The following is a 24,977-nucleotide window of genomic DNA, read 5'->3' as shown; positions in this document are numbered from 1 at the left end:
TTCCTCCTTTGCCTTGATCTTGGAGCGATAATATTCAGCTCATACTAACTTAATTTATCATATTAGGCACTGATTTGCAAGAAGATTTTTAGTGACTAACAACAAAAGTAGCTTGTCAGGTGATAGTTTTTCATTGTCTGATTTTAAATACTTAAGAAATCCATGCACAAACGTAAGACGATAAAGATGAAAATTTAAGAGTTCAAGAAAAAAATGTAGTGGTCCGTGTTTGATTAATATAATTAAAGTACTTAGATAAATGAAAAAGGAGGAAAATATGAGCTTAGAAATTAAAAAGTTGAAAAAGAAAATGAATGAGCAGGAAATTATTAAAGGAATCAATTTGACTATTCCAGAAGGCGAAATTTATGGCTTCTTAGGCGCAAACGGTGCAGGTAAAACTACTATTTTCCGCCATATTTTAGGCATCTACTCTCCTGATGAAGGGGAAATAACATGGCAGGGACGTAAAGTTGATCGCTTTGATGCTAAAGAGGTCGGTTATCTTCCAGAAGAGCGTGGCCTATATCCGAAAAGAACGGTGAGACAACAATTAACTTTCTTTGGGAAGCTCCGTAAAATGAAAAAGAAAGAAATTGAAAAAAGTATCCTCTTTTGGCTAGATTTTTTTATGATACAACAGAACGTAGATCGAAAAATTAGTGAATTGTCAAAAGGAAATCAACAAAAGATTCAATTTATTGCGTCGATCATTCATGGACCCAAGCTTGTCATTTTGGATGAGCCATTCTCTGGATTAGACCCGATTAATGCGAATCAACTAAAAGAAGCAATTCTTTTTTTGAAGGAAAATAGTGCTACGATAATTTTCAGCTCTCATCAAATGGCAAACGTAGAAGAAATCTGTGAAAACATTTGTATGATAAAAAAGGGTGAGGTTCTTTTAGAAGGAAATTTAAAAGAAATCAAAGATGAAACGGATAAAAGAAAAGTGATTGTTCAGGCTGATTTTGACAGAGAAATATTAAAGCGAGATTTTGAAATAGAATCGTATAAAGAAGAAAATGATGTTATTTCTTTTTATGTAAAAGATGAATGTACTGCGAAGAAAATTCAAAAATTTATTTTTCAATCAGAAAATATTCAGCAATTCAGAATTGAGCCAATCTCGTTAAATGATATTTTTCTAGAAAGAGTGGGTGAGTAAAGTGAAAAATATAGTGACGATTGCTTTAGAAACATACAAACAAAAAGTCGTGTCAAAAGTGTTTGTTATTATACTGTTGGTTTTGATGGTAGGGACATTTTTGGGAATGAATTATGAAGGGATTCTAAAAAAAGAGGAACCAAGTAAAGAAACCATCCTTGTTGTTTCAAATAATCAAGAAACTGTTACTATGCTGAAAGAAGTTGGTAAAGGTACCAGTCTGAACTTTGTTGACGGCGGTCAAAAGTTATCAGATGCTGAGAAAGAGCTGAAAGATAGAGCGAGTAAAACCATTTTAAAAATTGAAAAGAGTAGCACTGGTCTATACGAAGGAAAAATTTATTACGAAGGAGCTCTCCAATATAATGTGTCTGAACAATTACAAAGTCTTGTAACCACTGTAAATCAATCGATTAAATTAAATCAATTAAATATTGATGCGGCGCAACAACAGTTTTTGAATGAAAGCACACGTTTATCCTTAGAATCTTTAGCTGGAAATCAAGATAATTCGGTTCAAACATTAATACTAGTTTATATTGTTGGTTTTATTCTCTACATTGCAGTTATGCTCTTTTCTACAATGGTTGCCCAAGACATTGCGGTGGAAAAGAGTTCAAGAGTTATGGAAATTTTACTCACAACAATTACACCAGTTCAGCATTTAATTGGTAAAATTGTTGGCATTGGGCTAGTTGGGGTAACGCAAGCAGCAGCAATTTTTGGGGCTGCGTATGCATCTTATGGAATTTTTGGAGATAGTACAGGAGTATTTGACTTTTTGAGTGAAGGCAAAAATAGTCAAGCAATCATCTTAGCTGTCATATGTTTCGTTTTAGGTTATTTGCTATATTCTGTTACGGCTGCTATTTTAGGTTCTGTTGTTTCCTCTGTTCAGGAAGTTCAACAGTTGATGTATATTTTGATTATTCCTTTATTTATTGCGATGTTTATGGTAATGATTCTTGCAACTGGATTAGGAAGTAACCAAGCGACTATCATTTCATCTTATATACCGTATCTATCACCGATAGTCATGTACGCACGTTATATGCTGGGGGATGCATCGTTAAATGCTTTTGCTGTAGCGATGGGAATTAATCTGGTTTTTACTGCGATTTTAGCGTTTCTAGGGAAGAGTGTTTATCAAGGGGGCGTGTTTATTTATAGTGGAGATAAACTTACAAATGTTTTCAAAAAAGCGTTTAAATCTGGGAAATATTATGTTAGATGAGTATAAAAAATCTTGTCGCAACTCTCATGTATAAAACATTTATTTTGATAAATAAAAAAGTAATTGAAATTGTACACTCAGTATAGCGAGTGTACAATTTTTGTTTATAGCGTAATAGTCGGGCACCGAAATCTACTTTTTCTCAGTTTCACTTATAAAGAAAGCTTGAATTGTCTTTTATTAGAGTATATACTTTTTTTATTAACTGAAATATAAGGAGGTTTTAATTTGGTGAGGTTTATTTTTATTCTAAGTAATATCACGGCAGTGTTTCAAGTGTTCTTTAATTATCTAAAGTCAAAAGTAGTAAAGCTTAATAAAAAAATTACTTTACATAGTATTTTTGGCTTGATGGTTATTGCAATTTTGAATGGCAAAATAATTTCTGCTATAGGAATGTACGGATTTGCTTGGATTTATTTGAGTATAATAATTTTAGGTTATTTTTTTATCTCTAAAAGCCTTATTAAAGTTTTGGGTATAAATTCTTATATCGTCATTATTTCAGCTATAAGTGGTCAGTTTGTATCCTTTGTAAAGGAAAAAATATTTGGCACAGAACTAATTTTTTCAAGTAATTTAACTATGTTTTTACATAGTACATTTCGGCTAGCGCTATCAGTAATTCTGACGATATTAATGATAAAGGGGATAAAAAAACTAGAAAAAAAGTTTTCTATTATCAATGAATGTCTTCTGCTTTTTAATTTGATAGGAATCGGCACAATGATTATCTACTATACCAGCCTGATTTTAGGAAAATATTTGGGGAATAACAAGGAAATAATTGTAGTAAATTCAATCTTTCTCACGCTCTATTTAGTCGTTTCATTAATTTCTTTTATTGTGTATCTTAGTTCGCTCAAAAATAAATATGATATTCAACAGAAGGAAACAGAATATTTAGAAAATCAGAGATATATGGAGGCAATGGAGAAACAATTCAAGGAGATTCGGAAGTTTCGGCATGATTATAAAAATATCCTAAATTCATTAGAAGATTTTATTGTAAGTGGAGATTACGAGAGTCTTAATGACTATTATTTCAGTAAAATAAAGAAAGCATCAAAATGCATTGACCAAAATGGGTTCAAGTTAGAAGCGATTGGAAACATTCGAGTAAGAGAAGTTAAAAGTCTCCTTGTGTCTAAGTTGATTTCAACGCAAGAAAAAGGAATGGATGTACAGTTAGAAGTGACTGAACCAATTGAAGAATTAGCCATTGATTCAATTTCTTTGGTTAGAATACTAGGTATTTTTTTAGATAACTCTATAGAAGAAATCGAATTTTTAGGTGAGGGTAAGCTTGTAATCGCTGTATATAAAGATGCCTCTGCTGTACATATTATTATCCAAAATTCATGTAGGAAAAATTTACCAAAATTCCATCTACTTAAGCAACGCGGTTTTTCATTAAAAGGCACTGATAGAGGAATGGGATTGAGTAATGTTCAAGAATTGCTTCAATCCCTAAATAATGTTCAACTAGCTACCTCCATCAGTGATGGATGGTTTACTCAAAAATTGACGATTGAAAACAATAGGAGGTGCGAATAAGGTGATTTCTATTATTATTTGCGAAGATGATTGGCGACAACGACAAATGTTGGAAACCTATGTTAAAAATTACATAATGATGGAAAGTCTTGATATGGAACTGGTTTTTTCAACAGGAAATCCGTTAGAAGTACTTGAATTTGTCAAAAGTCAGTCTAGAATAATTGGGTTATATTTTCTAGATGTTGATTTACAACATGAAATGTCAGGATTAACCTTAGCAGCTAAAATCAGAGACTACGATAATTTAGGTAAAATCGTTTTTGTCACAACACATGGGGAACTGTCCTATCTGACGTTTACGTATAAAGTGGAAGCGCTGGATTATATCATTAAAGACAATAAAGAACATCTACAGCAGAAAATCTGTGAAAATATTCAATTGGCTCATGAACGTATAACTAGTGAACGTGGAGATACAAAAAAATTATTTAAATTTAAGGACGGCGATACCATTCGGTCTGTAGATATGACAACAATCATTTTTTTTTGAATCTTCTTCCGTATCGCATAAAATTGTTTTACATCTTGAAAACGGAGAAATTGAATTTTATGGTTCCTTAAAGGAGATTGAAGAACAATCTAATGACTTTTATCGTTGTCACAAATCATATTTAATCAACCGCAAGCATATAAGTAAAGTTATAAAAAGCGAACGGATTGTCGAAATGAGTAATGGAGAAAGATGTTTAGTCTCAGTGAGAGCCATGAAAAACCTCTAAAATCAGCAGACAAGATTCAATGTACCAAGTCGAATCTTGTCTTTTTCTGCATTGACAATGCACGACAAACGTTGTAAATTGTACAAATGTTGGTAATTATGAGGAAGGGTCTAGAATATCTGACGAACTTCCTTTTAATTAAAGGCTGGATATGATAAAATGTTATGGAAGAAAATAGGGCGAATGTGCTCTTATAAGGAGGCTTTCATCAATGGCTGTAAAAATTCAAACACCCGCAGGTACCATTGAGATTACCAATGATGTGATCGCTACAGTAGTTGGCGGAGCTGCGACAGATATTTACGGAATTGTCGGAATGGCAAGCAAAAATCAAATTAAAGATAACTTAAACGATATTTTACGTCGTGAGAATTACTCACGTGGTGTCGTTGTTCGTCAAGAAGACAACGGAATCGCAGTGGATGTCTACACGATTGTTAGTTATGGTACAAAAATTTCTGAAGTTTCTCGTAACGTCCAAGAAAAAGTAAAATATAATCTTGAAACATTATTAGGTGTCACTGCGAATTCAGTTAACGTTTTTGTTCAAGGAGTTCGTGTATTACCGGATTAGAGGTAGTGTACTGTCAACGATGCAATTGCACAAGGAAGTCGTGTGTTGCCGTTAGCGGTAAATCTGAAGGAGGATTTTTTAGGTGAATGTAACAGAAATCAGCGCAGGTCAGTTCCAGGAAATGGTCCAGGCAGGTGCGACTCGTCTGCACACAAATGCAGAATATGTCAACTCATTAAACGTTTTCCCTGTACCCGATGGTGATACAGGAACAAATATGAACTTATCAATGACCAGTGGTGCAAAGGCTGTGGCCGATTCTCGCTCTGAAAAAGTAGGAGAATTAGCAGGTGCGTTATCCAAAGGGTTATTAATGGGTGCTCGTGGAAACTCTGGGGTTATTTTATCTCAATTATTCCGTGGCTTCTCAAAACAAATTCCTGAGGTTACAACATTAAACGCCAAAGACTTGGCCGCTGCATTTACACATGGTGTAGAAACAGCGTATAAAGCAGTGATGAAACCCGTTGAAGGAACAATCTTAACTGTTTCTCGTGAAGCGGCGCGTTCTGGTGAACGTAAAGCGAAAGAAACAGATGACTGTATCGAAGTTATGACAGCTGTTGTAGCAGGTGCTAAACGTGCCTTAGCGAAAACACCTGATTTATTACCTGTCCTAAAAGAAGTCGGCGTTGTAGATAGTGGGGGTCAAGGACTACTATTTATCTATGAAGGATTTTTAGAAGCGCTTAGTGGTGAATTTTTACCAACTGAAACGTATGAACCAAGTCCTGCCGAAATGGACGAAATGGTTAATGCTGAACATCACCGTGGTGTTAGTGGCCACGTTGCGACAGAAGACATTAAATTTGGCTATTGTACAGAAATTATGGTTCGTATCGGCGAAGGCCCAACCGTGGACAGCGCTTTTGATTATGAAACATTCAGAAACTACTTAAATGAACTAGGCGATTCTCTATTAGTCGTTAACGATGACGAAATTATCAAAGTTCACGTACACACTGAGCATCCAGGTGAAGTGATGAACTACGGCCAAAAATTTGGTTCGTTAGTAAAAATAAAAGTAGACAATATGCGTTTACAACATGAAACGTTAGTTGAACGCGATGCTCAGCAAGAAGCGTTGACTGAAAAAGTTCGCGTACCGTTTGCTGTGATTGCTATTGCAGCCGGTGAAGGCGTTCAAGAATTATTCCGAAGTTTAGGTGCAAGCTACATTATTAGTGGTGGCCAAACAATGAACCCAAGTACGGAAGATATTTTAAAAGCAGTCAAAGAAGTGAATGCAGAGCAAGTCATTATTTTACCAAACAACAAAAACATCTTTATGGCGGCTGATCAAGCAGCAGAAGTTGCCGATGTACCAGTAGCGGTTGTTCCATCTAAAACCATTTCTCAAGGAATGACAGCAATGTTAGCTTTCAATGATCAACAATCATTAGAAGAAAACAAAGCAAGTATGACGGAAATGTTAGACAGCGTTGTGAGTGGTCAAGTAACCACAGCTGTTCGTGACACAACCATTGATGACGTTGAAATTAAAAAAGATGACTTCTTAGGAATGATTGATGGTAAAATCGTCGTTTCTGAAGCAGATCGTTTTAATGCATCATTAGACACGTTGAACCGCATGATTGATGAAGACACTGAAATCGTGACAATTATTGTCGGCGAAGATGGCTCGGTTGAAGAAGCTGAAAAGCTAATCGCTATTTTAGTTTCTGAAAACGATGAACTAGAAACAGAACTTCATGAAGGTGGACAACCTGTATATCCATACTTATTCTCAGCAGAATAGGTTTTCGTGATGAAAAAATAAAAACGAATAGGCTGGTTCATTAGTTAGGGCTAATGAACCAGCCTATTTAATGAATGATCCATTTTTTTGCGTATATTAATGAGGAGGGGATTTTATGGACATCACAGATTTAGTCAGCGTATTGCCCGGTGTTGGCCCAAAACGTGCTGAAAATTTACAAGAACTGGGGATTGCTACAATTGAAGACTTATTGACGTATTATCCCTTCCGCTACGATGATATCCAAGAAAAGGATTTAAGTGAGATTCAGGATCAGGAAAAAGTTACGCTAAAAGGGCTAGTGGTTTCGGAAGCAGTCGTTAGTCGGTACGGTTATAAGAAGAGCCGGTTAACGTTTCGAATGATGCAAGAACATGCGGTCATTAATGTTTCCTTCTTCAATCAACCTTTTTTAAAAGACAAAGTAGTTCTTTCCGAAGAAATTGCTGTTTATGGCAAATGGGATGCCAAGAGAAAATCATTAAATGGCATGAAAATCTTAGCTTCTAAAGGAGACAATGAAGATTTCGCCCCCATTTATCATGTGAATAAAAAAGTCCGCCAAAGCACGTTGGTTCAGTTAATCCGCACTGCTTTTGAAGAGTATGGTTCACTGGTTGAAGAGATTTTACCGAATGATTTATTAGAAAAGTACCGCTTGATGCCTAGAAAAGAAGCAATGTGGGCGATGCATTTTCCCAGTAATCCAGAAGAAAGCCATCAAGCTAAACGACGAGTAGTCTTTGAAGAGTTTTTCCTTTTCCAACTTAAAATGCAAGGATTGAAGAAACAAGAAAAAGCGGAAAAAAATGGTTTAGCTATTCAATATGACGTGGATCGCTTAAAAACGTTCACCCAAGGACTGCCGTTTGAATTGACAGGCGCCCAAAAAAAAGTGACCAATGAAATTTGTCGAGACTTGCGAAGTCCGAAGCATATGCAACGATTGCTTCAAGGTGACGTGGGGAGTGGGAAAACGGTAGTGGCTGCGATTGCGCTATACGCCACCATGACCGCTGGCTTTCAAGGGGCGTTAATGGTTCCGACTGAAATTTTAGCGCAGCAACACATGGAAAGCTTACAGCAGTTGTTTGATCCATTAGAAGTGCGAACGGCCTTATTAACAGGTTCCACCAAAACGAAAGAACGTCGTCTAATTCTCGAAGAACTGGCCAATGGCGAGATTGACATTGTGGTAGGGACCCATGCTTTGATACAACAAGATGTCAGTTTTCATCAATTAGGTTTGGTAATCACCGATGAGCAACATCGTTTTGGTGTGAATCAGAGAAAAATATTAAGAGAAAAAGGCTTAAAACCAGATGTTCTATTTATGACGGCCACTCCGATTCCTCGAACGCTGGCCATTACAGCCTATGGCGAAATGGATGTATCAATCATTGATGAAATGCCAGCTGGACGGATTCCAATCGAAACACGTTGGATTCGGCCGCCGCAGTTAGATACTGTTTTAGAATGGATGGAAAAAGAGCTGGCTCGAGGACATCAAGCCTATATTATTTGTCCCTTGATTGAAGAATCAGAAGCCTTAGATGTGAAAAACGCAACAGAAATTTTTGAACATATGCAAAGCTTTTATTCCCCAAGATATCAAGTGGGATTACTACATGGTAAAATGAAAAACCAAGAAAAAGATGACATTATGCAGGAGTTCAAAGACAATCAGCTGCAATTATTGGTTTCTACCACCGTTATTGAAGTTGGCGTGAATGTACCAAATGCCACAGTGATGTTAATTATGGATGCGGACCGGTTTGGGTTAGCACAATTACATCAGTTACGGGGACGTGTGGGGCGTGGCTCCAGTGCATCTTATTGTATTTTAGTGGCCAATCCGAAAAATGAAATGGGCGTTGAGCGTATGAAAATCATGACAGAAACCACCAATGGTTTTGTCTTGAGTGAGCGTGATTTGGAACTTCGCGGACCTGGGGAAGTGTTCGGTGCACGGCAATCAGGGGTGCCTCAATTTGCGGTAGGAGATATCGTGACGGACTTTAACATTTTAGAAGTTGCGCGCCAAGAAGCAAGTGCCCTATGGAAAGTGAAAGAGTGGTGGCAATATCCTGCTTATCAAGGCTTAGCCAATCGAGTGAAACCCCAAGATGAGGCAGCCCAATTTTTCGATTAGAAGAGGTAATTTTTGAAGCCAGAAAGTAAAAGCCAATGCGTATTTCTTTGAAAAAAATATGTTATACTTGTTAGGAAACAAAAAAGTAGGAGGGAATCACTCATGAAAATTGCTGTAGATGCAATGGGTGGAGATAACGCCCCACAAGCAATTGTTGAAGGGGTTATGCTAGCCAAACAAGACTTCCCAGACATTGAATTTCAATTATATGGAAAAGAAGCCGAAATAAAAAAATACATCACCGATGAAAAAAACATTACGATTATTCATACCGATGAAAAAATTGCTAGTGACGATGAGCCAGTTAAAGCAATCCGTCGTAAGAAAACTGCTTCCATGGTTTTAGCAGCGCAAGCAGTTAAAAATGGGGAAGCCGATGCGATTTTTTCTGCAGGCAACACCGGAGCGCTATTAGCAGCGGGTCTGTTCATTGTCGGGCGCATCAAAAATGTGGAACGTCCCGGTTTGATGTCAACTTTACCTGTCATGGGAGAACCAGACAAAGGGTTTGACATGTTAGATTTAGGAGCCAATGCAGACAATAAACCAGAACATTTGGTTCAGTATGCCGTTTTAGGTTCATTCTATGCTGAAAAAGTTCGGAACGTTCAGAATCCTCGTGTCGGTCTATTAAATAACGGAACTGAGGAAACAAAGGGCAGTGAATTAACGAAAAAAGCCTTCGAATTGTTAGCAGCAGATGAAACGATTAATTTTGTCGGAAACGTTGAAGCACGAGAATTATTAAATGGCGTAGCTGACGTGGTGGTGACAGATGGCTTCACAGGAAATGCCGTTTTAAAATCCATCGAAGGCACAGCTATGAACATGATGAGCTTGCTGAAAACAGCGATTCTTTCTGAAGGTGTCAAAGGAAAAATGGGCGCCTTATTATTAAAGAATGCGTTGCGTGGCATGAAAGACGAAATGGACTACTCAAAACATGGGGGGGCGGTTTTATTTGGCTTAAAAGCGCCAGTCATTAAAACGCATGGGGCCACGGGTCCTGATGCCGTCCGCTACACCATTCGTCAAATTCATACAATGTTAGAAACCCAAGTTGTCCCACAATTAGTGGAATATTATGAAGGCAAAGCAGAGTAATTTGCAATTGTCTTGACATCAGTTTGTTACTCAAATGAAAAAAAGATGGACAAATAGCCAAATTGTGAGTACAATGTATCTTAGCGTTTTAGTAAAAGAAAGAACCTTTTTTCAAAAGCAGTGGAGGTGAATACAGTTGACTCGTGAAGAAGTACTTCAAAAAGTAGCGAAGATTATCTCAAACCACTTTGATATTGAAGCGGATCAAGTAACAGATCAATTAAACATTAAAGATGATTTGAACGCTGACTCAATTAGCGTAATGGAGTTTGTTTTAGAACTTGAAGATGAATTTGGAACAGAGATTTCAGATGAAGATGCAGAAAAAATTGAAACAGTTGGTGCCGCTGTAGATTATATTGTGAGTAATTCATAAAAAATAATAAGACAAAGTCGATTAACATTCCTGTTAATCGACTTTTTTTGCGTACATAATGGTTATTTTATTAAGCAATAAGGCTATTTTTACACATATTTTTGTAAAAAAAATCATACATGTAAAAAAATAACTGCGAAAAAAGTTATTTTATCTTGCTTTTTATGGAATAATTCTATAAAATTATGAAAAAACAATGAGCTGTAAATTAACATTGATAAAAATTAGAAAGTGCTATCATTAAATATTAGTTAATTTATATAATGTTTTTGAAAGGACGTAAGGGGTGCGTATGGATGCAAGGAAATGAACAATTACTAGAGGTTTCAGGATTAGAAACAGCATTTAGAATCAAAGATGATTATTATAATGCCGTCGATGATGTTTCATTTGAATTGAAGAAAAATGAGATTCTGGCAATCGTCGGAGAATCTGGTTGTGGAAAAAGTACCTTAGCAACAACGATTATGGGCTTACATGATCCCAATCATACCAAAATTACTGGGGAAATTTTATACAACAATTTAAACTTAACTACGTTTAATGAAACATTGTACAACAAAGTCAGAGGAAACGATATTGGGATGATTTTCCAAGATCCGTTGTCTGCACTGAATCCGCTCATGCGAATTGAAGACCAAATTAAAGAAAGTCTCACGTATCATACCAAAATGACTGCACAACAAAAACAAGCACGGGCCATTGAACTGTTAGATCAAGTGGGGATTCCCAACCCAGAGCGTGTCGGGAAACAGTATCCTCATGAATTGTCTGGCGGCATGCGCCAACGGGTGATTATTGCCATTGCAATCGCGTGTAAACCACCGATTTTAATTGCAGATGAACCCACAACGGCCTTAGACGTTACCATTCAGGCACAAATTCTCGATTTGTTAAAAGATTTACAAGAAGAAACAGGGAGCGGCATTATTTTAATTACCCATGACTTAGGTGTAGTTGCGGAAATGGCTGATCGTGTAGCGGTTATGTATGCGGGTCAGTTTGTAGAAGTAGCCACTGCTGAAGAATTGTTTAGTCATCCGAAACATCCATATACACGTTCCTTACTTCAGTCCATTCCCCAAGAGAATTCCGATGAAGAAGAACTTCATGTGATTGAAGGGATTGTTCCTTCGTTAACCAAATTACCTAGAAAAGGTTGTCGGTTTGCCCCACGAATTCCTTGGATTGATGCATCGGAACATGAAGAAAATCCAACATTACATGAAGTTGCACCGAATCATTTTGTTCGTTGTACATGTTATAAACATTTTCATTTTAGAGACGGGGAAGGGGAAGCGTAATGACAGAAATTATTCAAATTAAAGATTTAAAAGTTCATTATCCAATTCGCAGCGGCTTCTTCAATCGAATCACTGATCATGTTTTGGCGGTTGATGGTGTGGATTTCATGATTGAACAAGGTAAAACATATGGGTTAGTTGGTGAGTCGGGTTCTGGAAAATCAACGACAGGAAAAGCAATTATTGGTTTAGAAAAAATTACAAATGGTGAAATTATTTATCAAGGACAAGATGTAACCAAGCCGCGAAGTCGAAAAGCGATTGGATACAACAAAGATGTCCAAATGATTTTCCAAGATTCGATGTCAAGTTTAAACCCTAAAAAACGAGTACTAGATATTATCGCCGAACCAATTCGAAATTTTGAACGGTTAAGTGACCAAGAAGAAAAGAAAAAAGTCAAAAGTTTGTTGGATATTGTGGGGATGCCAGAAGATGCGTTGTACAAATATCCTCATGAATTTTCTGGTGGACAACGCCAACGTTTAGGCGTCGCCCGAGCGGTGGCTACCAGCCCCAAATTAATTATTGCAGATGAACCTGTTTCAGCACTGGACTTATCTGTGCAAGCACAGGTATTGAATTTTATGAAAAACATTCAACAGGAATATGGGTTAAGTTACTTATTTATTTCCCATGATTTGGGCGTAGTTAAACATATGTGTGACAACATTGCCATTATGTACAAAGGCCGTTTTGTAGAAATCGGTACACGCCAAGATATTTACACTAATCCACAACACATTTATACCAAACGCTTACTTTCAGCAATTCCTAAAATTGACGTAGCGAACCGAGAAGCTCACAAAGAAGAACGAAGAAGAGTTGAGCAAGAGTATCGGGAAAATCATAAAGACTATTATGATGAAAATGGGCGGGTTTATAACTTACATGCGATTAGTCCAACCCACCAAGTAGCGTTAAAAAATGGAGGTGCTGAATAATGTGGAAAACAATTTTACGCCGTTTGTTATTGATGATTCCGCAAGTGATTATTTTAAGTGTCTTGATTTTCCTGTTGGCTAAAATGATGCCAGGTGATCCGTTTACAGGATTGATTAATCCGAACCAAGACCCGAAAGTGATTGAAGCCATGCGCGAAGCTGCCGGATTAAATGATCCTTGGTACGAACAATATTTCCGTTGGATTGGCAATGCCTTACATGGAGATTTTGGGCATAGTTTTATCTTTAAATTACCTGTGTCCACGCTCATTGCTGGTCGGGTGGGGAATACGATTGCATTGGCCGCTGTGTCAGTTATAATCACGTATTTAATCGCCATTCCTTTCGGTTTAATTGCTGGCCGTTACCAAAATTCATGGTTTGACAAAATGGTGGTTATCTACAACTTCTTCAGTTTTGCCGTACCATTATTCATCTTTGCCTTGATTATGCTCTTTATTTTTGGGTATCGCTTAGACTGGTTCCCAACGAGTGGAACCGTGACTGTTGGTTTGGCTGAGGGAACGTGGCCGTATTATTTAGATAAACTGAAGCATTTAATTTTACCAGGGGTCACTCAAGCGTTGCTAGGGACAGCGGTCACTATTCAATATTTGCGCAGTGAAGTGATTGATGTTAAAAACATGGACTTTGTTCGTACTGCTCGTTCAAAAGGAGTGCCAACGAATAAAATTTTTAATCGACACATTTTTAGAAATGCAGCATTACCAATTGCCTCTCAATTAGGTTATGAAATTACTGCTCTGATTGCCGGATCAGTCGTTATTGAAAAGATTTTTGCTTTCCCAGGAATTGGAAAATTATTTATTGATAGTATCATTCAACGTGACTATTCCGTTATTACCGCTCTCGTGTTGATTTTGGGATTGGCAACCCTTATCGGAACATTAATTTCTGATATTGTAATGAGTATTGTTGATCCAAGAATTCGAATTCAGTAGAAAAAACACGAAGAAAGGGTGATAAAAATGGAATTGACAGAAGAAAAAAGAGAAGAAGTCTTACAAGAAAGTATTCCACCAATGGGCTTTCGGATGATTGCGCGAGAATTCGTCAAAGAAAAAATGGCGATGTTTTCTTTAATCCTTTTGGTCATTATCTTATTAGCCGTTTTTATCGGTTCGTTAGTGTTAGACCAAAGTGCCGTTATGCATGTAAGTATTTTAGATAAATATGCGGAACCAGGTACCGTTACAATGAATGGCACCAAGTTCATTTTAGGTGCCGATGAAGGTGGTCGTGATGTTTTAGGACAATTGATTATCGGGGCTAGGAACTCGATTTTAATCGGTTTTGCCATTACGATTATTACGTCTATTATCGGGGTCGGTTTAGGGATTATTTCCGGTTATTATGGAGGCATGATTGATAATATTTTGATGCGTATCGTGGATTTTATTATGATTTTGCCAATTATGTTAATTATTATTGTGTTCGTTTCCGTGATTCCTAAATATAGTATCTGGTCCTTTATTTGGATTATGTGTGCGTTTTATTGGGTTGGAAAAGCGCGGTTGTTCCGCAGTAAAACGTTATCTGAAGGGCGCCGAGATTACGTTAGTGCCTCTAAGACAATGGGAACAAGCGATTTTAAAATTATGTTTCGAGAAATTATGCCGAATTTAAGTTCATTAATTATTACGAACTTAACGATTAATTTCGCGGCCAATATCGGGATCGAAACAACGTTAACTTTCTTAGGCTTCGGGTTACCACAAAGTGTCCCAAGTTTAGGAACCTTAATTGGCTACGCCAGCAGTGGGGATGTATTAGTCAATAAACAATGGGTTTGGTTACCTGCATCAATTCTAATTTTAGTCTTGATGTTAAGTATAAACTATGTTGGACAAGCATTTAAGCGCTCAGCAGATGCACGACAACGATTAGGCTAATTAGCCAAAAAATGAGGGAGGAAAAGAGATGAACAAGAAACGGATTTTAGGTGCAATCACGTTAGCTTCTGTGTTAGTAATCGGGTTAGCTGCATGTGGTGGCGGCAATAAAGGCGGGGGCAATAAAGCAACGGAAACAGAAGACATTTCAAAAATGCCAATCGCTGTTAAAAATGATAAAAAAGCAATTGATGGCGGGACATTAGATGTCGCTGTAGTTATGGATACACAATTCCAAGGACTTTTCCAGCAAGAATTTTATCAAGACAACTATGATGCACAATACATGCTTCCAACGGTACAGCCATTATTTAACAATGATGCAGACTTTAAGATTGTCGATGGGGGTCCTGCGGATCTGAAATTAGATGAAGATGCCAATACAGCAACCATTAAATTACGTGACAATTTAAAATGGTCTGACGGTAAAGATGTGACGGCAGATGACGTGATTTTCTCTTATGAAGTCATTGGTCATAAAGACTATACAGGGATTCGTTATGATGATAACTTTACGAATATTGTTGGTATGGAAGACTACCATGATGGTAAATCGCCAACCATTTCTGGCATAGAAAAAGTCAATGATAAAGAAGTTAAAATTACTTACAAAGAAGTTCACCCAGGAATGCAACAATTAGGTGGCGGTGTTTGGGGTTCAGTTTTACCAAAACATGCCTTTGAAGGAATTGCTGTTAAAGACATGGAATCAAGCGATGCAGTTCGTAAAAACCCTGTAACTATTGGACCATACTACATGAGTAATATTGTGACAGGTGAATCTGTTGAATACCTACCAAATGAGTATTACTACGGTGGCAAACCTAAATTAGATAAATTAGTGTTCAAATCTGTTCCTTCTGCGAGCATTGTAGAAGCGATGAAAGCGAAACAATACGATATTGCATTATCAATGCCAACAGATACGTATCCAACATACAAAGATACTGAAGGGTATCAAATCTTAGGACGTCCCGAACAAGCCTACACGTATATTGGCTTTAAAATGGGTACGTTTGACAAAGAAACAAATACAGTGAAATACAATCCAAAAGCTAAAATGGCAGATAAAAGCTTACGTCAAGCCATGGGCTATGCAATTGACAATGATGCAGTCGGCCAAAAATTCTACAACGGCTTACGAACAGGGGCAACAACGTTAATTCCACCAGTCTTCAAGAGCTTGCATGATAGCGAAGCGAAAGGCTATACGCTTGATTTAGACAAAGCGAAAAAATTATTAGATGATGCTGGCTATAAAGACGTAGACGGCGATGGCATTCGCGAAGACAAAGAAGGCAAACCACTAGAAATCAAGTTTGCTTCAATGTCAGGCGGCGAAACTGCACAACCACTTGCTGATTACTATGTCCAACAATGGAAAGAAATTGGCTTAAACGTAACGTATACAACAGGACGCTTAATTGATTTCCAAGCCTTCTATGATAAATTGAAAAATGATGACCCAGAAGTAGATATCTATCAAGGTGCGTGGGGCACAGGTTCAGATCCTTCACCAACCGGCTTATATGGTCCAAACTCAGCCTTTAACTACACACGTTTTGAGTCAGAAGAAAATACTAAATTACTTGATGCGATCGATTCAAAAGCATCATTTGATGAAGAAAAACGTAAAAAAGCCTTCTACGATTGGCAAGAGTATGCCATTGATGAAGCGTTTGTAATCCCAACGCTTTACAGAAATGAAGTCTTGCCTGTCAACGACCGTGTAGTTGACTTTACTTGGGCAGTTGATACGAAAGATAATCCATGGGCAACGGTGGGTGTCACTGCAGACTCACGGAAATAAAAAAACAGATTCTAGAAGACATAAAGCTCTTCTAGAATCTGTTTTTTTGGATAGGATAGTTTCTTAGGCCATCTTATTTTATGTGAAAATTTTTGTTACTTTAAGCAATTACAATTTATATGTATGCGTTATTTTTTTGTTATAGATGAATTGTTTTTTATGCAGTATGGTTTTTGATGGGAGGTTCTGTTTTTTTATTTTATTTAGTGTGTATATCTACATATTTGTTATGAAATGTTATTTTTTTTATTATATATATAATACTACCTTTACGTATAAAGAACGATAAGTTACAATTAGATTAAGTTTTAGTTAGTTTTTGAAGGTGTGTTTGGTATTGTTTATAACTAAAACTTATATTTAAAGAAAGGAGTGAATGGATATGCCACTTTATATGGAGAATTATTTGCTTGCGTTGCAATCAAAATATTCACAAGAAATAACTGTAAAATGGGTTTGGGCAGTTGTAATATTACTTTCAGTGATTGGCTGTATTGGTTATGCAGTTTACTGTAGTTGGGTAGGTGGAACATTTGCTGGGAGTATTAAAATTGGTGTTCCCGACTTGGTACACGTTACCTTCAATTGTAAACGTTGATATTTAAGGAGGAAGGAGCCTCTATTTTATGGAGGCTTCTTGTTAAGAAACTTATGATAAGAATTGAAAATTTAACAAAAAAATTTGATAGGAAAGTTTTAGATAATATAACTATCTCATTGCCTAAAAACCGAGTTAGTGTGATTGTAGGTATAAATGGAAGTGGGAAAACTACTTTATTAGATTGTATTGTAGGATTGAAAGATGCAACGTCTGGAAAGGTATTTATTGAGAGCTATTCTAATGATTCTGAAAAGTTTAAAGAATGTATATTCTATATACCATCGGAATTTTATCTACCTAATTATATGACGGGTAAAGAGTACTTAAACTTTGTTTTATCAAGATATCGCTGTAGTGATATAGAACGGATAGATGATTTTTTAGAACTATTTGATTTAAAATTTGCTGGAACTAATTTAATAGAATCGTACTCATTTGGTATGAAGAAAAAAATACAAATAGTTGCAGCAGCACTAGCTAACACTGATTATATATTAGGTGATGAAATATTTAATGGACTTGACTTTGAGACAACATTGCTTACGTTAGAGCTGTTTGAAAATTTATCTAGAGAAGTAGGGATAGTGATTATTTCTCATAATAAATTAATTATTGAAAGGTTTTCAGAGAATATTTTATTGATGTCCAATGGCAATTTAACTCCATTTTTAGGGGCGTCAGAGAATTTAGAAAAAGAAGTGATAAGTACGGAGAAAATTCATGAAAAAATTAAATACATCAAAGGATATCATCCTATTAATCGAGTTATTTATTGATAATGCTTTACGAGGTTTGCTCAAGCACTCTATTTTGTCAAAAAAGAGTACTCGCATCGTAATAGGTGTGTGTGTATTTTTTATCTATTTTGCATACTTTTTTTATAATATGAGTGAATTAGCTAGAATTGTACCAGATTCAGAAAAAATTAGTCATATTTTGATAGAACAAGGTCGAAAAATAACTTTTTATAGTTATTTTAGTAATACATTTGTTTTAGGTATAATAGCATATATTTTAGTTGATAATACTGTTGCATTAGATAAAAACTCCTTATTTTTTGTGAAAACATTGCCTTTTAGAAAGAAAGACATCAGCTTATCTTTTATGCTATTCAAATTTGTAATTATGATATTGCTTTATGAATTAGTTATGATCATTTCTACGCCAGCTATTAAACTTGTGACGACTGTTCCTATTGAATATGTCATTTTTTTTATTGTTCAGCATCTTTTTTACCTAGTGGTAATTGGGGTGATTGAGTTTATACATTGTTTGTTTACATTCTTTTTGAAACGAAGAGTGAAACAAATCAATAGTCTCAAAGTGATAGGTGATAGTTTATTAATGATTTTTGCTACTTTTTATTTTTTTGATTTTCGTTATGGTTTAGAATTATTTCTAGCAAACCAATTGTGGAGTATCTCCTATATGATTCCTATCACTTTTTTTCTAATAGTGGTATGTTTAATGCTTATTAGTATAGGTCTATTAAGACTAATTAGTATTCTTGAAAATCAAATGTCTCAACATTCAAAATATATATACATTCCATTCTTAAATAAAGTTATATTTCGTTATAAAGCGAATTGGTATTTTATTAGTTTTACTACAGTTGTTATGTTGGTTATTTTTTTCCAAAGTGGTTTAAGAACAATGTTATTCATTTTGACAACTGTTATGGCCTTTTCAGGCGTTTTATTATTAAGCTATGGAGATATTACTGCTGATTTCAGAAAACAATACGATTTATTGAGAATAAAAATTAGAAATGAATGGTTGAGTCAACTATTGCTAGTGATAATGTTGGCAATGCCATTGTTACTGCTTTGTTTTTGGGGATTTGGGGAGTTAGCTCAACTAATTACAGCGTTGTCGTTATCATTAGTAGCTATAATTTTGGGATATGTATTTCCAAAATCACAAGGAAGTTTAAATGAAACGACTTCATTATTGTTATTATTTATTGTATTTGTTCTAGTTAGTTTATTGACAAATCGCTCTTTTGGTTGGTTGATTCTAATTGTTTTAGTACTCTTGCATTTGTTAGTAATTAAGAAGGTGAGAAATGAAAAAGAATAGTAAATATTTAGGAAGTATAACAGTTATCTATTTGTTAGTTCTTGTGATCGAAACATTATGGGAGCTATTCCATACCAGTCGCACAGAATCAACGAAAGTCACTACCTTATTAGGAATTACGATTGATAATCGTATAAGTAAACATGAAATTTCAACTACTTTTGGTTTGACAATTAAGGTATTAGTACTCTATTTGTTGTTATTGTTAGTTGTCTATATTTTGACTGGGTTATTTGGAAAAAAGAAAATATGATTATTAAGTTATCAATATTGTATGTGTTGTCAATATATGTCGTGTTACTTGTACATGAGTGGTTACATTTTATTTTAGCCAAATTCTTCAAATACAATGCTTATATAAAGAGAGTTGGTCTATACCCATTTAAAGTGGTGTATACGAACAGAAATAATCCTCTAGATAATTTATTGATTTCAGCGATATCTCCGCTTTTCTTGGTTATAGTAGGAATAATTTTGCCATTAAATTATTATACTGTGATTTTAAAAGTATCTTGTATTAGTAATATTTTTAATCTCTTACCGTTTACTGCAGATGGAGAAATAATTTTGCTTTCAATTTTTCAAATTTTTAGGAGGAGAAATAAATGAAAAAAAGAAAAGTGTTCATTATTTTTCTTGTTAGTTTGATTATATTTGTTTTTGGTTATTACTTAGCGTTTAATCAAAATAAGTATGTATCATATAATGACGAGACAAAACAGTTTGTACATACTGATACTTCAAAAATAATGGAAAATCTGGTGAACAGACAACAAGGAATTTATTATTTTGGCTTTCCGACTTGTCCTTGGTGTCTAGAATTATTACCAATACTAGATAAAGAATTAGAGAAGGAAAGTATGAATGCTTATGCTGTAAATACTCGTGATGATGACTATACAGAAAATGATGATGAATTATTACAAAAATTTTATCAAAAATATACTGGGGATGAGTCGCTTTCTGTACCTTTTATTGTTGCTATAAATAATAAGAAAGAGGTGCAGGTTCATATAGGCACAGTAAAGAATCATGATGCGACTAAAACAAAATTAAAAAGACGACAAAAAGAAGAATTATCCCAATCTTTAAATGAGATGTTAATATTTAGTGAAAGTGAATAACTGAATCCTTTTTTTATTGTCTCTTGCTGGTACGTTTATTCAAAAAATTCCGAGAAAACGTTGCTACGTTTTCTCTTTTTTTATGGGGTAGCAGTGGCTGATTTGATAGCTGGAGAGGTGATTTATTTTTTTTTTTCTAAAAAATAATGAGAACACAGTGAATAACAGGCTTTTTCTGAATAGAACCATTTAAAAAAAGTGAAAAAAAAAGTATAATGAAACAAGGTGTAAATAAATGTAAAGGAATGTGGAGAATGGACAATCAGTTAACAACAGAGTTAAAAGAACGTTACGGCATTGTTTTCCATGATGTCAATCTATTAGAGCAAGCTTTTACTCATTCATCCTATGTGAATGAGCATCGCTATTTAAAATTATCCGATAATGAACGTCTTGAATTTTTAGGAGATGCAGTTTTAGAATTAATTGTTTCACAATATTTGTATTTAAAATTCCCAGAACTTCCAGAAGGAAAATTAACGAAGATGCGCGCAGCCATCGTTCGGGAAGATAGTTTAGCCAAATTTGCGAAAGAATGTCACTTCGACAACTACATTTTATTAGGTAAAGGAGAAGAAGCATCGGGCGGACGAACACGTGCATCATTATTATGTGACTTATTTGAAGCCTTCTTAGGTGCCCTCTACTTAGACCAAAAAGTTGGCGCAGCCAAGAAATTTATTGAAGACGTTATTTTTCCGAAAATTGATGCCGGTGCTTTTTCACATGAGATGGATCACAAAACACAATTACAAGAAGTTTTACAACGCAAAGGCGATGTTTCAATTGAATATCGCTTAATTAAAGAAGAAGGCCCTGCTCATGACCGCACCTTTTTCACTGAAGTTTACATGAATGGTGAACTCATTGGGTTAGGCCAAGGAAAATCGAAGAAGTTAGCTGAACAGGATGCCGCTGAGCGGGCACTGAAAAGTATTCCTCAGTAAGGCTGGAAGGAGCAATATTCGTGTATTTAAAACGAATTGAAATTACAGGATTTAAATCATTTGCAGATAAAACCATTATTGAATTTGAAGATGATGTGACAGCAGTGGTTGGTCCGAATGGAAGTGGGAAAAGTAATATCACGGAAGCCGTTCGCTGGGTATTAGGTGAACAATCTGCGAAAAACCTTCGCGGTGGCAAAATGAACGACATTATCTTTGCCGGTTCGGAAGGTCGTAAGCCGCTAAATATTGCGGAAGTTACCGTGACGTTAGACAACAGCGACCATTATTTAGCATTGGATTATAGTGAGATTAGTGTCACCCGTCGTTTAAAACGAACGGGCGAAAGTGACTTTTTTATTAATAAACAAGCGTGCCGTTTAAAAGATATTCAAGATTTATTTATGGATTCAGGGTTAGGCAAAGAATCTTTTTCAATTATTTCGCAAGGGAAAGTTGAAGCGATTTTTAATAGTAAACCTGAAGACCGTCGAGGGATTTTTGAAGAAGCAGCGGGCGTTTTAAAATACAAACAACGAAAGAAAAAAGCTGAACAAAAGCTTTTCGAAACCGAGGACAACTTAAGCCGTGTCCAAGATATCATTTACGAATTGGAAGACCAATTAGTTCCTCTAGCCGCCCAAGCAGATGCGGCTAAAAAGTATTTAGCTTTGAAAGAAGAACTTACCGAAATTGATGTCAATTTAACTGTGACCGAAATTCAAGAAGCAAAAGCTATTTGGGAAACGAAAACGCAAGAATTAACAGCCATTGAAGAAAAGTTAGCTGGCGCAAGTAAGCAAGTCCATGACTTAGAAGGCAAATTGGTACGTTTACGAAGCAAGCGCAATCGTTTAGATGAACAAATTGAAACGGAACAACAACAATTATTACAAGTGACAGAAGCGTTGAAACAAGCAGAAGGACAAAAAAATGTTTTAATTGAACGTTCCAAACACACCTCCCAAACGGCAAGCGAATACGAAGAGACATTGGCAGAAACGGCCGAAAAAATTGTTCGTTATCGAGAAGAATTGCAGACGCTGGAAACAGCAATCGCAGAAAAAACGGCACAACGTCAGACGTTAAAAGAAGCATTGGTTTTGGCAACGAAAGATGTGGAAAAATATAGTAAGTCTTCTAAAGAATTAATGGAAGAATTGCGCAGTCAGTATGTGGAAGTCATGCAAGAACAAGCCAATACAGCCAATGACTTAAAATATTTAGAACGACAATATCAACAAGAAACAGCTAAAAATCAACAATCGCTAGCAAAACACGAAGCGCTAGAAGAACAGATGGTTGAAGCTCTCGCAATGAAAGAGACGCTAGAAAAAGAGCAAAAAGTTGCAAAACAAGGCTTACAAGAACAGTTGGAAGAATACACTGCGTTGAAAGCAACGCTTGAAGCTAAGCGTGAACGATTAGCACAGCGTCAAAACGATATGTACCAAGCGATGAATCAAGTGCAACAAGCGAAGGCACGCCAAAAAAGTTTGCAAGAAATTCAAGAAAATTACGCTGGCTTCTATCAAGGCGTGAAAGCTGTATTGCGTCACAAAAACCAATTAACTGGGATTGTTGGCGCAGTGGCTGAGTTAATTGAAGTGCCTAAAGAATATACGTTGGCGATTGAAACGGCCTTAGGTGGTGCGGCGCAACATATTGTTGTGGAAAATGAGAAAGATGGTCGAGCAGGCATCACCTTCTTAAAACAACAACACAGTGGCCGAGCGACCTTTTTACCATTGACCACCATTAAGCCACGCTCTGTATCGGCGATGGTTCAGAATCGTTTGGCTGGTGCACCGGGCTTCGTGGGGATTGCCAGTGAATTAGTTCGTTATCCAGAACAAGTACAAACCGTTATTCAAAATCTCTTAGGCGTCACGATTTTAGCGGCAGATTTAACGAGTGCCAACCAGTTAGCAAAATTAGTCAATTACCAATATCGCGTTGTCTCATTGGAAGGCGATGTGATGAATCCTGGCGGTTCGATGACTGGGGGAGCCAATAAACGTGGCAACCAAGGAAGCCTATTTTCACAAGCGCAAGAACTTCAAACAATTACTGAACAAATGACTCAATTAGAAACACAACTAAGAAGTGTAGAACAAGAAGTCCAAGCGCTCTCGCAAGAAGTGAAAACAGCCACGGAACGTGCAGAAATGTTGCGCTCTGCTGGTGAACAAAATCGCTTAAAACAACAAGAAATTGATAATAAATTAGCCAATCAAACAGAAACGATTACTCGTTTAACAAAAGAAAAACGCTTGTTTGAATATGAATCACGAGAATTACATCAATTCTTAACCGAATATCAAACGAAAAAAGCCACATTGACAGAGCAACAAGCAAGCTTAACAGCAACGAAAGAACGTTTAGATGCTGAAATGAAACAAGTGGAACAAGAAGCTAGCCAAATGGAAACCTTTAAAGCCCAAGCGCAAGAACGCTTGACGACAGTTCAAGCAGAACAAGCAGTAGCGGCGGAACAATGTGCCCATTTTGCTCGTCAAAAGCAAGACAAACAAGAACAATTGGACGAATTGTTGATTCGAGAAACGGCCATCCGTCAACAGCTACAACAACTAAGTAGCCATTCTAGCGATCACCAGTTAACCGAAGAAGGCTTAGCGGCACAAGTCGCTCAATTAGCGGAGAAACAAACAGCGTTGCAAACGTCTTTACAAACGGCACGTAGTCAACGACAAGCGTTGCAAGAAGAAGTAGACGAGTTAGATACAAAATTAGCGGAAGAAAACAAACGCCAACAACAGTATTTAGCAGATAAAACACAAATTGAAGTCCTAAAAAATCGTGCAGAAATGCAATTAGATAGCTCATTAAGTTACTTACAGGAAGAATACAGCTTAACCTTTGAAGCTGCCTATGAAGCGTATTTCCCAATCGATGATTTGGCGCAAGCGCAACAAACAGTGAAACGCCTAAAACAAGAAATTGAGCGGTTAGGACCTGTTAACTTAAGTGCCATCGAGCAATTTGAACAAGTCGATGAACGCCATCAATTTTTAGTCAGTCAACGTGATGATTTATTAAATGCGAAAGAACAATTATTTGAAACCATGGATGAAATGGACCAAGAAGTGAAAGAACGGTTTAAAGAAGTCTTTGAAGCAATTCGTGGCCAGTTCAAAGTGGTATTTCCTAATATGTTTGGTGGCGGACGGGCAGAACTGGTGCTAACCAACCCAGAGGATCTCTTGAATACAGGGATTGAGATTGAGGCGCAACCACCAGGGAAAAAATTACAACATTTAAGCTTGTTGTCTGGAGGCGAACGGGCATTAACGGCGATTGCGTTACTCTTTTCAATTATTCGTGTTCGACCAGTTCCGTTCTGTATTTTAGATGAAGTAGAAGCAGCTTTAGATGAAGCCAACGTTGCTCGTTTTGGTCATTATTTAAGCGAATTTGAAGATGGCACACAGTTTATTGTGGTGACGCATCGTAAAGGGACAATGGAAGCCGCAGATGTTTTATATGGCGTGACTATGCAAGAATCTGGGGTTTCAAAAATCGTTTCAGTTCGCTTGGAAGAGGTCAAAGAAGGTGGCGCAATTGAAAAAAGCAATTAGCCAGAAGCAA

At 36.4% G+C, this 24,977-nt stretch carries 22 protein-coding genes; all 22 read left to right on the top strand.

The window, feature by feature from the left end; genetic code table 11:
- The first annotated feature begins 277 nt into the window (after positions 1–277).
- Positions 278–1,168: an ABC transporter ATP-binding protein gene (locus IGK03_RS12530; RefSeq protein WP_010816830.1), complete on the top strand. Its 891-nt coding sequence runs from the start codon at positions 278–280 to the stop codon at positions 1,166–1,168.
- Positions 1,161–2,402 (top strand): ABC transporter permease, encoded by a 1,242-nt coding sequence (locus IGK03_RS12525; RefSeq protein WP_202334922.1) that lies wholly within the window; start codon positions 1,161–1,163, stop codon positions 2,400–2,402. Before IGK03_RS12530 ends, IGK03_RS12525 begins: the two co-directional genes overlap by 8 nt.
- A gap of 228 nt (positions 2,403–2,630) precedes the next feature.
- Positions 2,631–3,959, top strand: coding sequence for a sensor histidine kinase (locus IGK03_RS12520; RefSeq protein ID WP_202334921.1), 1,329 nt, complete (start codon positions 2,631–2,633; stop codon positions 3,957–3,959).
- Between the two features lies 1 nt (position 3,960).
- Positions 3,961–4,452 (top strand): response regulator, encoded by a 492-nt coding sequence (locus IGK03_RS12515; RefSeq protein WP_010829476.1) that lies wholly within the window; start codon positions 3,961–3,963, stop codon positions 4,450–4,452.
- A gap of 22 nt (positions 4,453–4,474) precedes the next feature.
- Positions 4,475–4,681 carry a LytR/AlgR family response regulator transcription factor gene (locus tag IGK03_RS12510; protein ID WP_309543735.1) on the top strand — a complete coding sequence of 69 codons (207 nt, stop codon included), beginning with the start codon at positions 4,475–4,477 and terminating at the stop codon, positions 4,679–4,681.
- Positions 4,682–4,892: 211 nt separating this feature from the next.
- Complete coding sequence (locus tag IGK03_RS12505) at positions 4,893–5,255, top strand: Asp23/Gls24 family envelope stress response protein (RefSeq protein WP_002354933.1); 363 nt, start codon at positions 4,893–4,895, stop codon at positions 5,253–5,255.
- Positions 5,256–5,337: 82 nt separating this feature from the next.
- Positions 5,338–7,014, top strand: a complete 1,677-nt coding sequence (locus IGK03_RS12500) for a DAK2 domain-containing protein (protein ID WP_002354936.1) — start codon at positions 5,338–5,340, stop codon at positions 7,012–7,014.
- Positions 7,015–7,129: 115 nt separating this feature from the next.
- Positions 7,130–9,166 (top strand): ATP-dependent DNA helicase RecG, encoded by a 2,037-nt coding sequence (gene recG, locus IGK03_RS12495; RefSeq protein ID WP_002370092.1) that lies wholly within the window; start codon positions 7,130–7,132, stop codon positions 9,164–9,166.
- Between the two features lie 102 nt (positions 9,167–9,268).
- Positions 9,269–10,270, top strand: a complete 1,002-nt coding sequence (plsX, locus tag IGK03_RS12490) for a phosphate acyltransferase PlsX (protein WP_002354938.1) — start codon at positions 9,269–9,271, stop codon at positions 10,268–10,270.
- A 136-nt stretch (positions 10,271–10,406) separates the two neighbouring features.
- Positions 10,407–10,646, top strand: coding sequence for an acyl carrier protein (gene acpP, locus IGK03_RS12485; RefSeq protein ID WP_002354939.1), 240 nt, complete (start codon positions 10,407–10,409; stop codon positions 10,644–10,646).
- Between the two features lie 263 nt (positions 10,647–10,909).
- Positions 10,910–11,950 (top strand): oligopeptide ABC transporter ATP-binding protein Opp2D, encoded by a 1,041-nt coding sequence (opp2D, locus tag IGK03_RS12480; protein ID WP_002365359.1) that lies wholly within the window; start codon positions 10,910–10,912, stop codon positions 11,948–11,950.
- Positions 11,950–12,894, top strand: a complete 945-nt coding sequence (gene opp2F, locus IGK03_RS12475) for an oligopeptide ABC transporter ATP-binding protein Opp2F (protein ID WP_002354942.1) — start codon at positions 11,950–11,952, stop codon at positions 12,892–12,894. Before opp2D ends, opp2F begins: the two co-directional genes overlap by 1 nt.
- A complete protein-coding gene (gene opp2B / locus IGK03_RS12470; protein WP_002354943.1) occupies positions 12,894–13,856 on the top strand; it encodes an oligopeptide ABC transporter permease Opp2B in 963 nt (320 codons plus the stop codon). Before opp2F ends, opp2B begins: the two co-directional genes overlap by 1 nt.
- A 27-nt stretch (positions 13,857–13,883) precedes the next feature.
- Positions 13,884–14,807, top strand: a complete 924-nt coding sequence (gene opp2C / locus IGK03_RS12465) for an oligopeptide ABC transporter permease Opp2C (protein WP_002365358.1) — start codon at positions 13,884–13,886, stop codon at positions 14,805–14,807.
- 28 nt (positions 14,808–14,835) lie between these two features.
- Entirely contained in the window at positions 14,836–16,617 is a 1,782-nt protein-coding gene (gene opp2A, locus IGK03_RS12460; RefSeq protein WP_430602365.1) for an oligopeptide ABC transporter substrate-binding protein Opp2A, read from the top strand.
- Between the two features lie 376 nt (positions 16,618–16,993).
- A complete protein-coding gene (locus IGK03_RS12455) occupies positions 16,994–17,215 on the top strand; it encodes a hypothetical protein (protein WP_002368444.1) in 222 nt (73 codons plus the stop codon).
- Complete coding sequence (locus tag IGK03_RS12450; protein WP_002378963.1) at positions 17,212–17,994, top strand: ATP-binding cassette domain-containing protein; 783 nt, start codon at positions 17,212–17,214, stop codon at positions 17,992–17,994. Before IGK03_RS12455 ends, IGK03_RS12450 begins: the two co-directional genes overlap by 4 nt.
- Positions 17,939–19,297 carry a hypothetical protein gene (locus tag IGK03_RS12445; RefSeq protein WP_002406483.1) on the top strand — a complete coding sequence of 453 codons (1,359 nt, stop codon included), beginning with the start codon at positions 17,939–17,941 and terminating at the stop codon, positions 19,295–19,297. The genes IGK03_RS12450 and IGK03_RS12445 overlap by 56 nt, the downstream gene beginning before the upstream one ends.
- Entirely contained in the window at positions 19,284–19,550 is a 267-nt protein-coding gene (locus tag IGK03_RS12440; RefSeq protein WP_002368441.1) for a hypothetical protein, read from the top strand. Before IGK03_RS12445 ends, IGK03_RS12440 begins: the two co-directional genes overlap by 14 nt.
- 352 nt (positions 19,551–19,902) lie before the next feature.
- The gene (locus IGK03_RS12435) at positions 19,903–20,421 is read left to right on the top strand and encodes a transporter accessory protein (RefSeq protein ID WP_010776174.1); all 519 of its coding nucleotides are present in this window, start codon (positions 19,903–19,905) and stop codon (positions 20,419–20,421) included.
- 254 nt (positions 20,422–20,675) lie between these two features.
- Positions 20,676–21,368, top strand: coding sequence for a ribonuclease III (rnc, locus tag IGK03_RS12430; RefSeq protein ID WP_002354946.1), 693 nt, complete (start codon positions 20,676–20,678; stop codon positions 21,366–21,368).
- Between the two features lie 20 nt (positions 21,369–21,388).
- Complete coding sequence (gene smc / locus IGK03_RS12425; protein WP_002354947.1) at positions 21,389–24,967, top strand: chromosome segregation protein SMC; 3,579 nt, start codon at positions 21,389–21,391, stop codon at positions 24,965–24,967.
- The last annotated feature ends 10 nt before the right edge of the window (positions 24,968–24,977 follow it).

The organism is Enterococcus sp. DIV2453a, from assembly GCF_050533535.1.
GTDB lineage: Bacteria > Bacillota > Bacilli > Lactobacillales > Enterococcaceae > Enterococcus > Enterococcus faecalis.
This window is presented reverse-complemented; position numbering and strand designations above follow the sequence as displayed.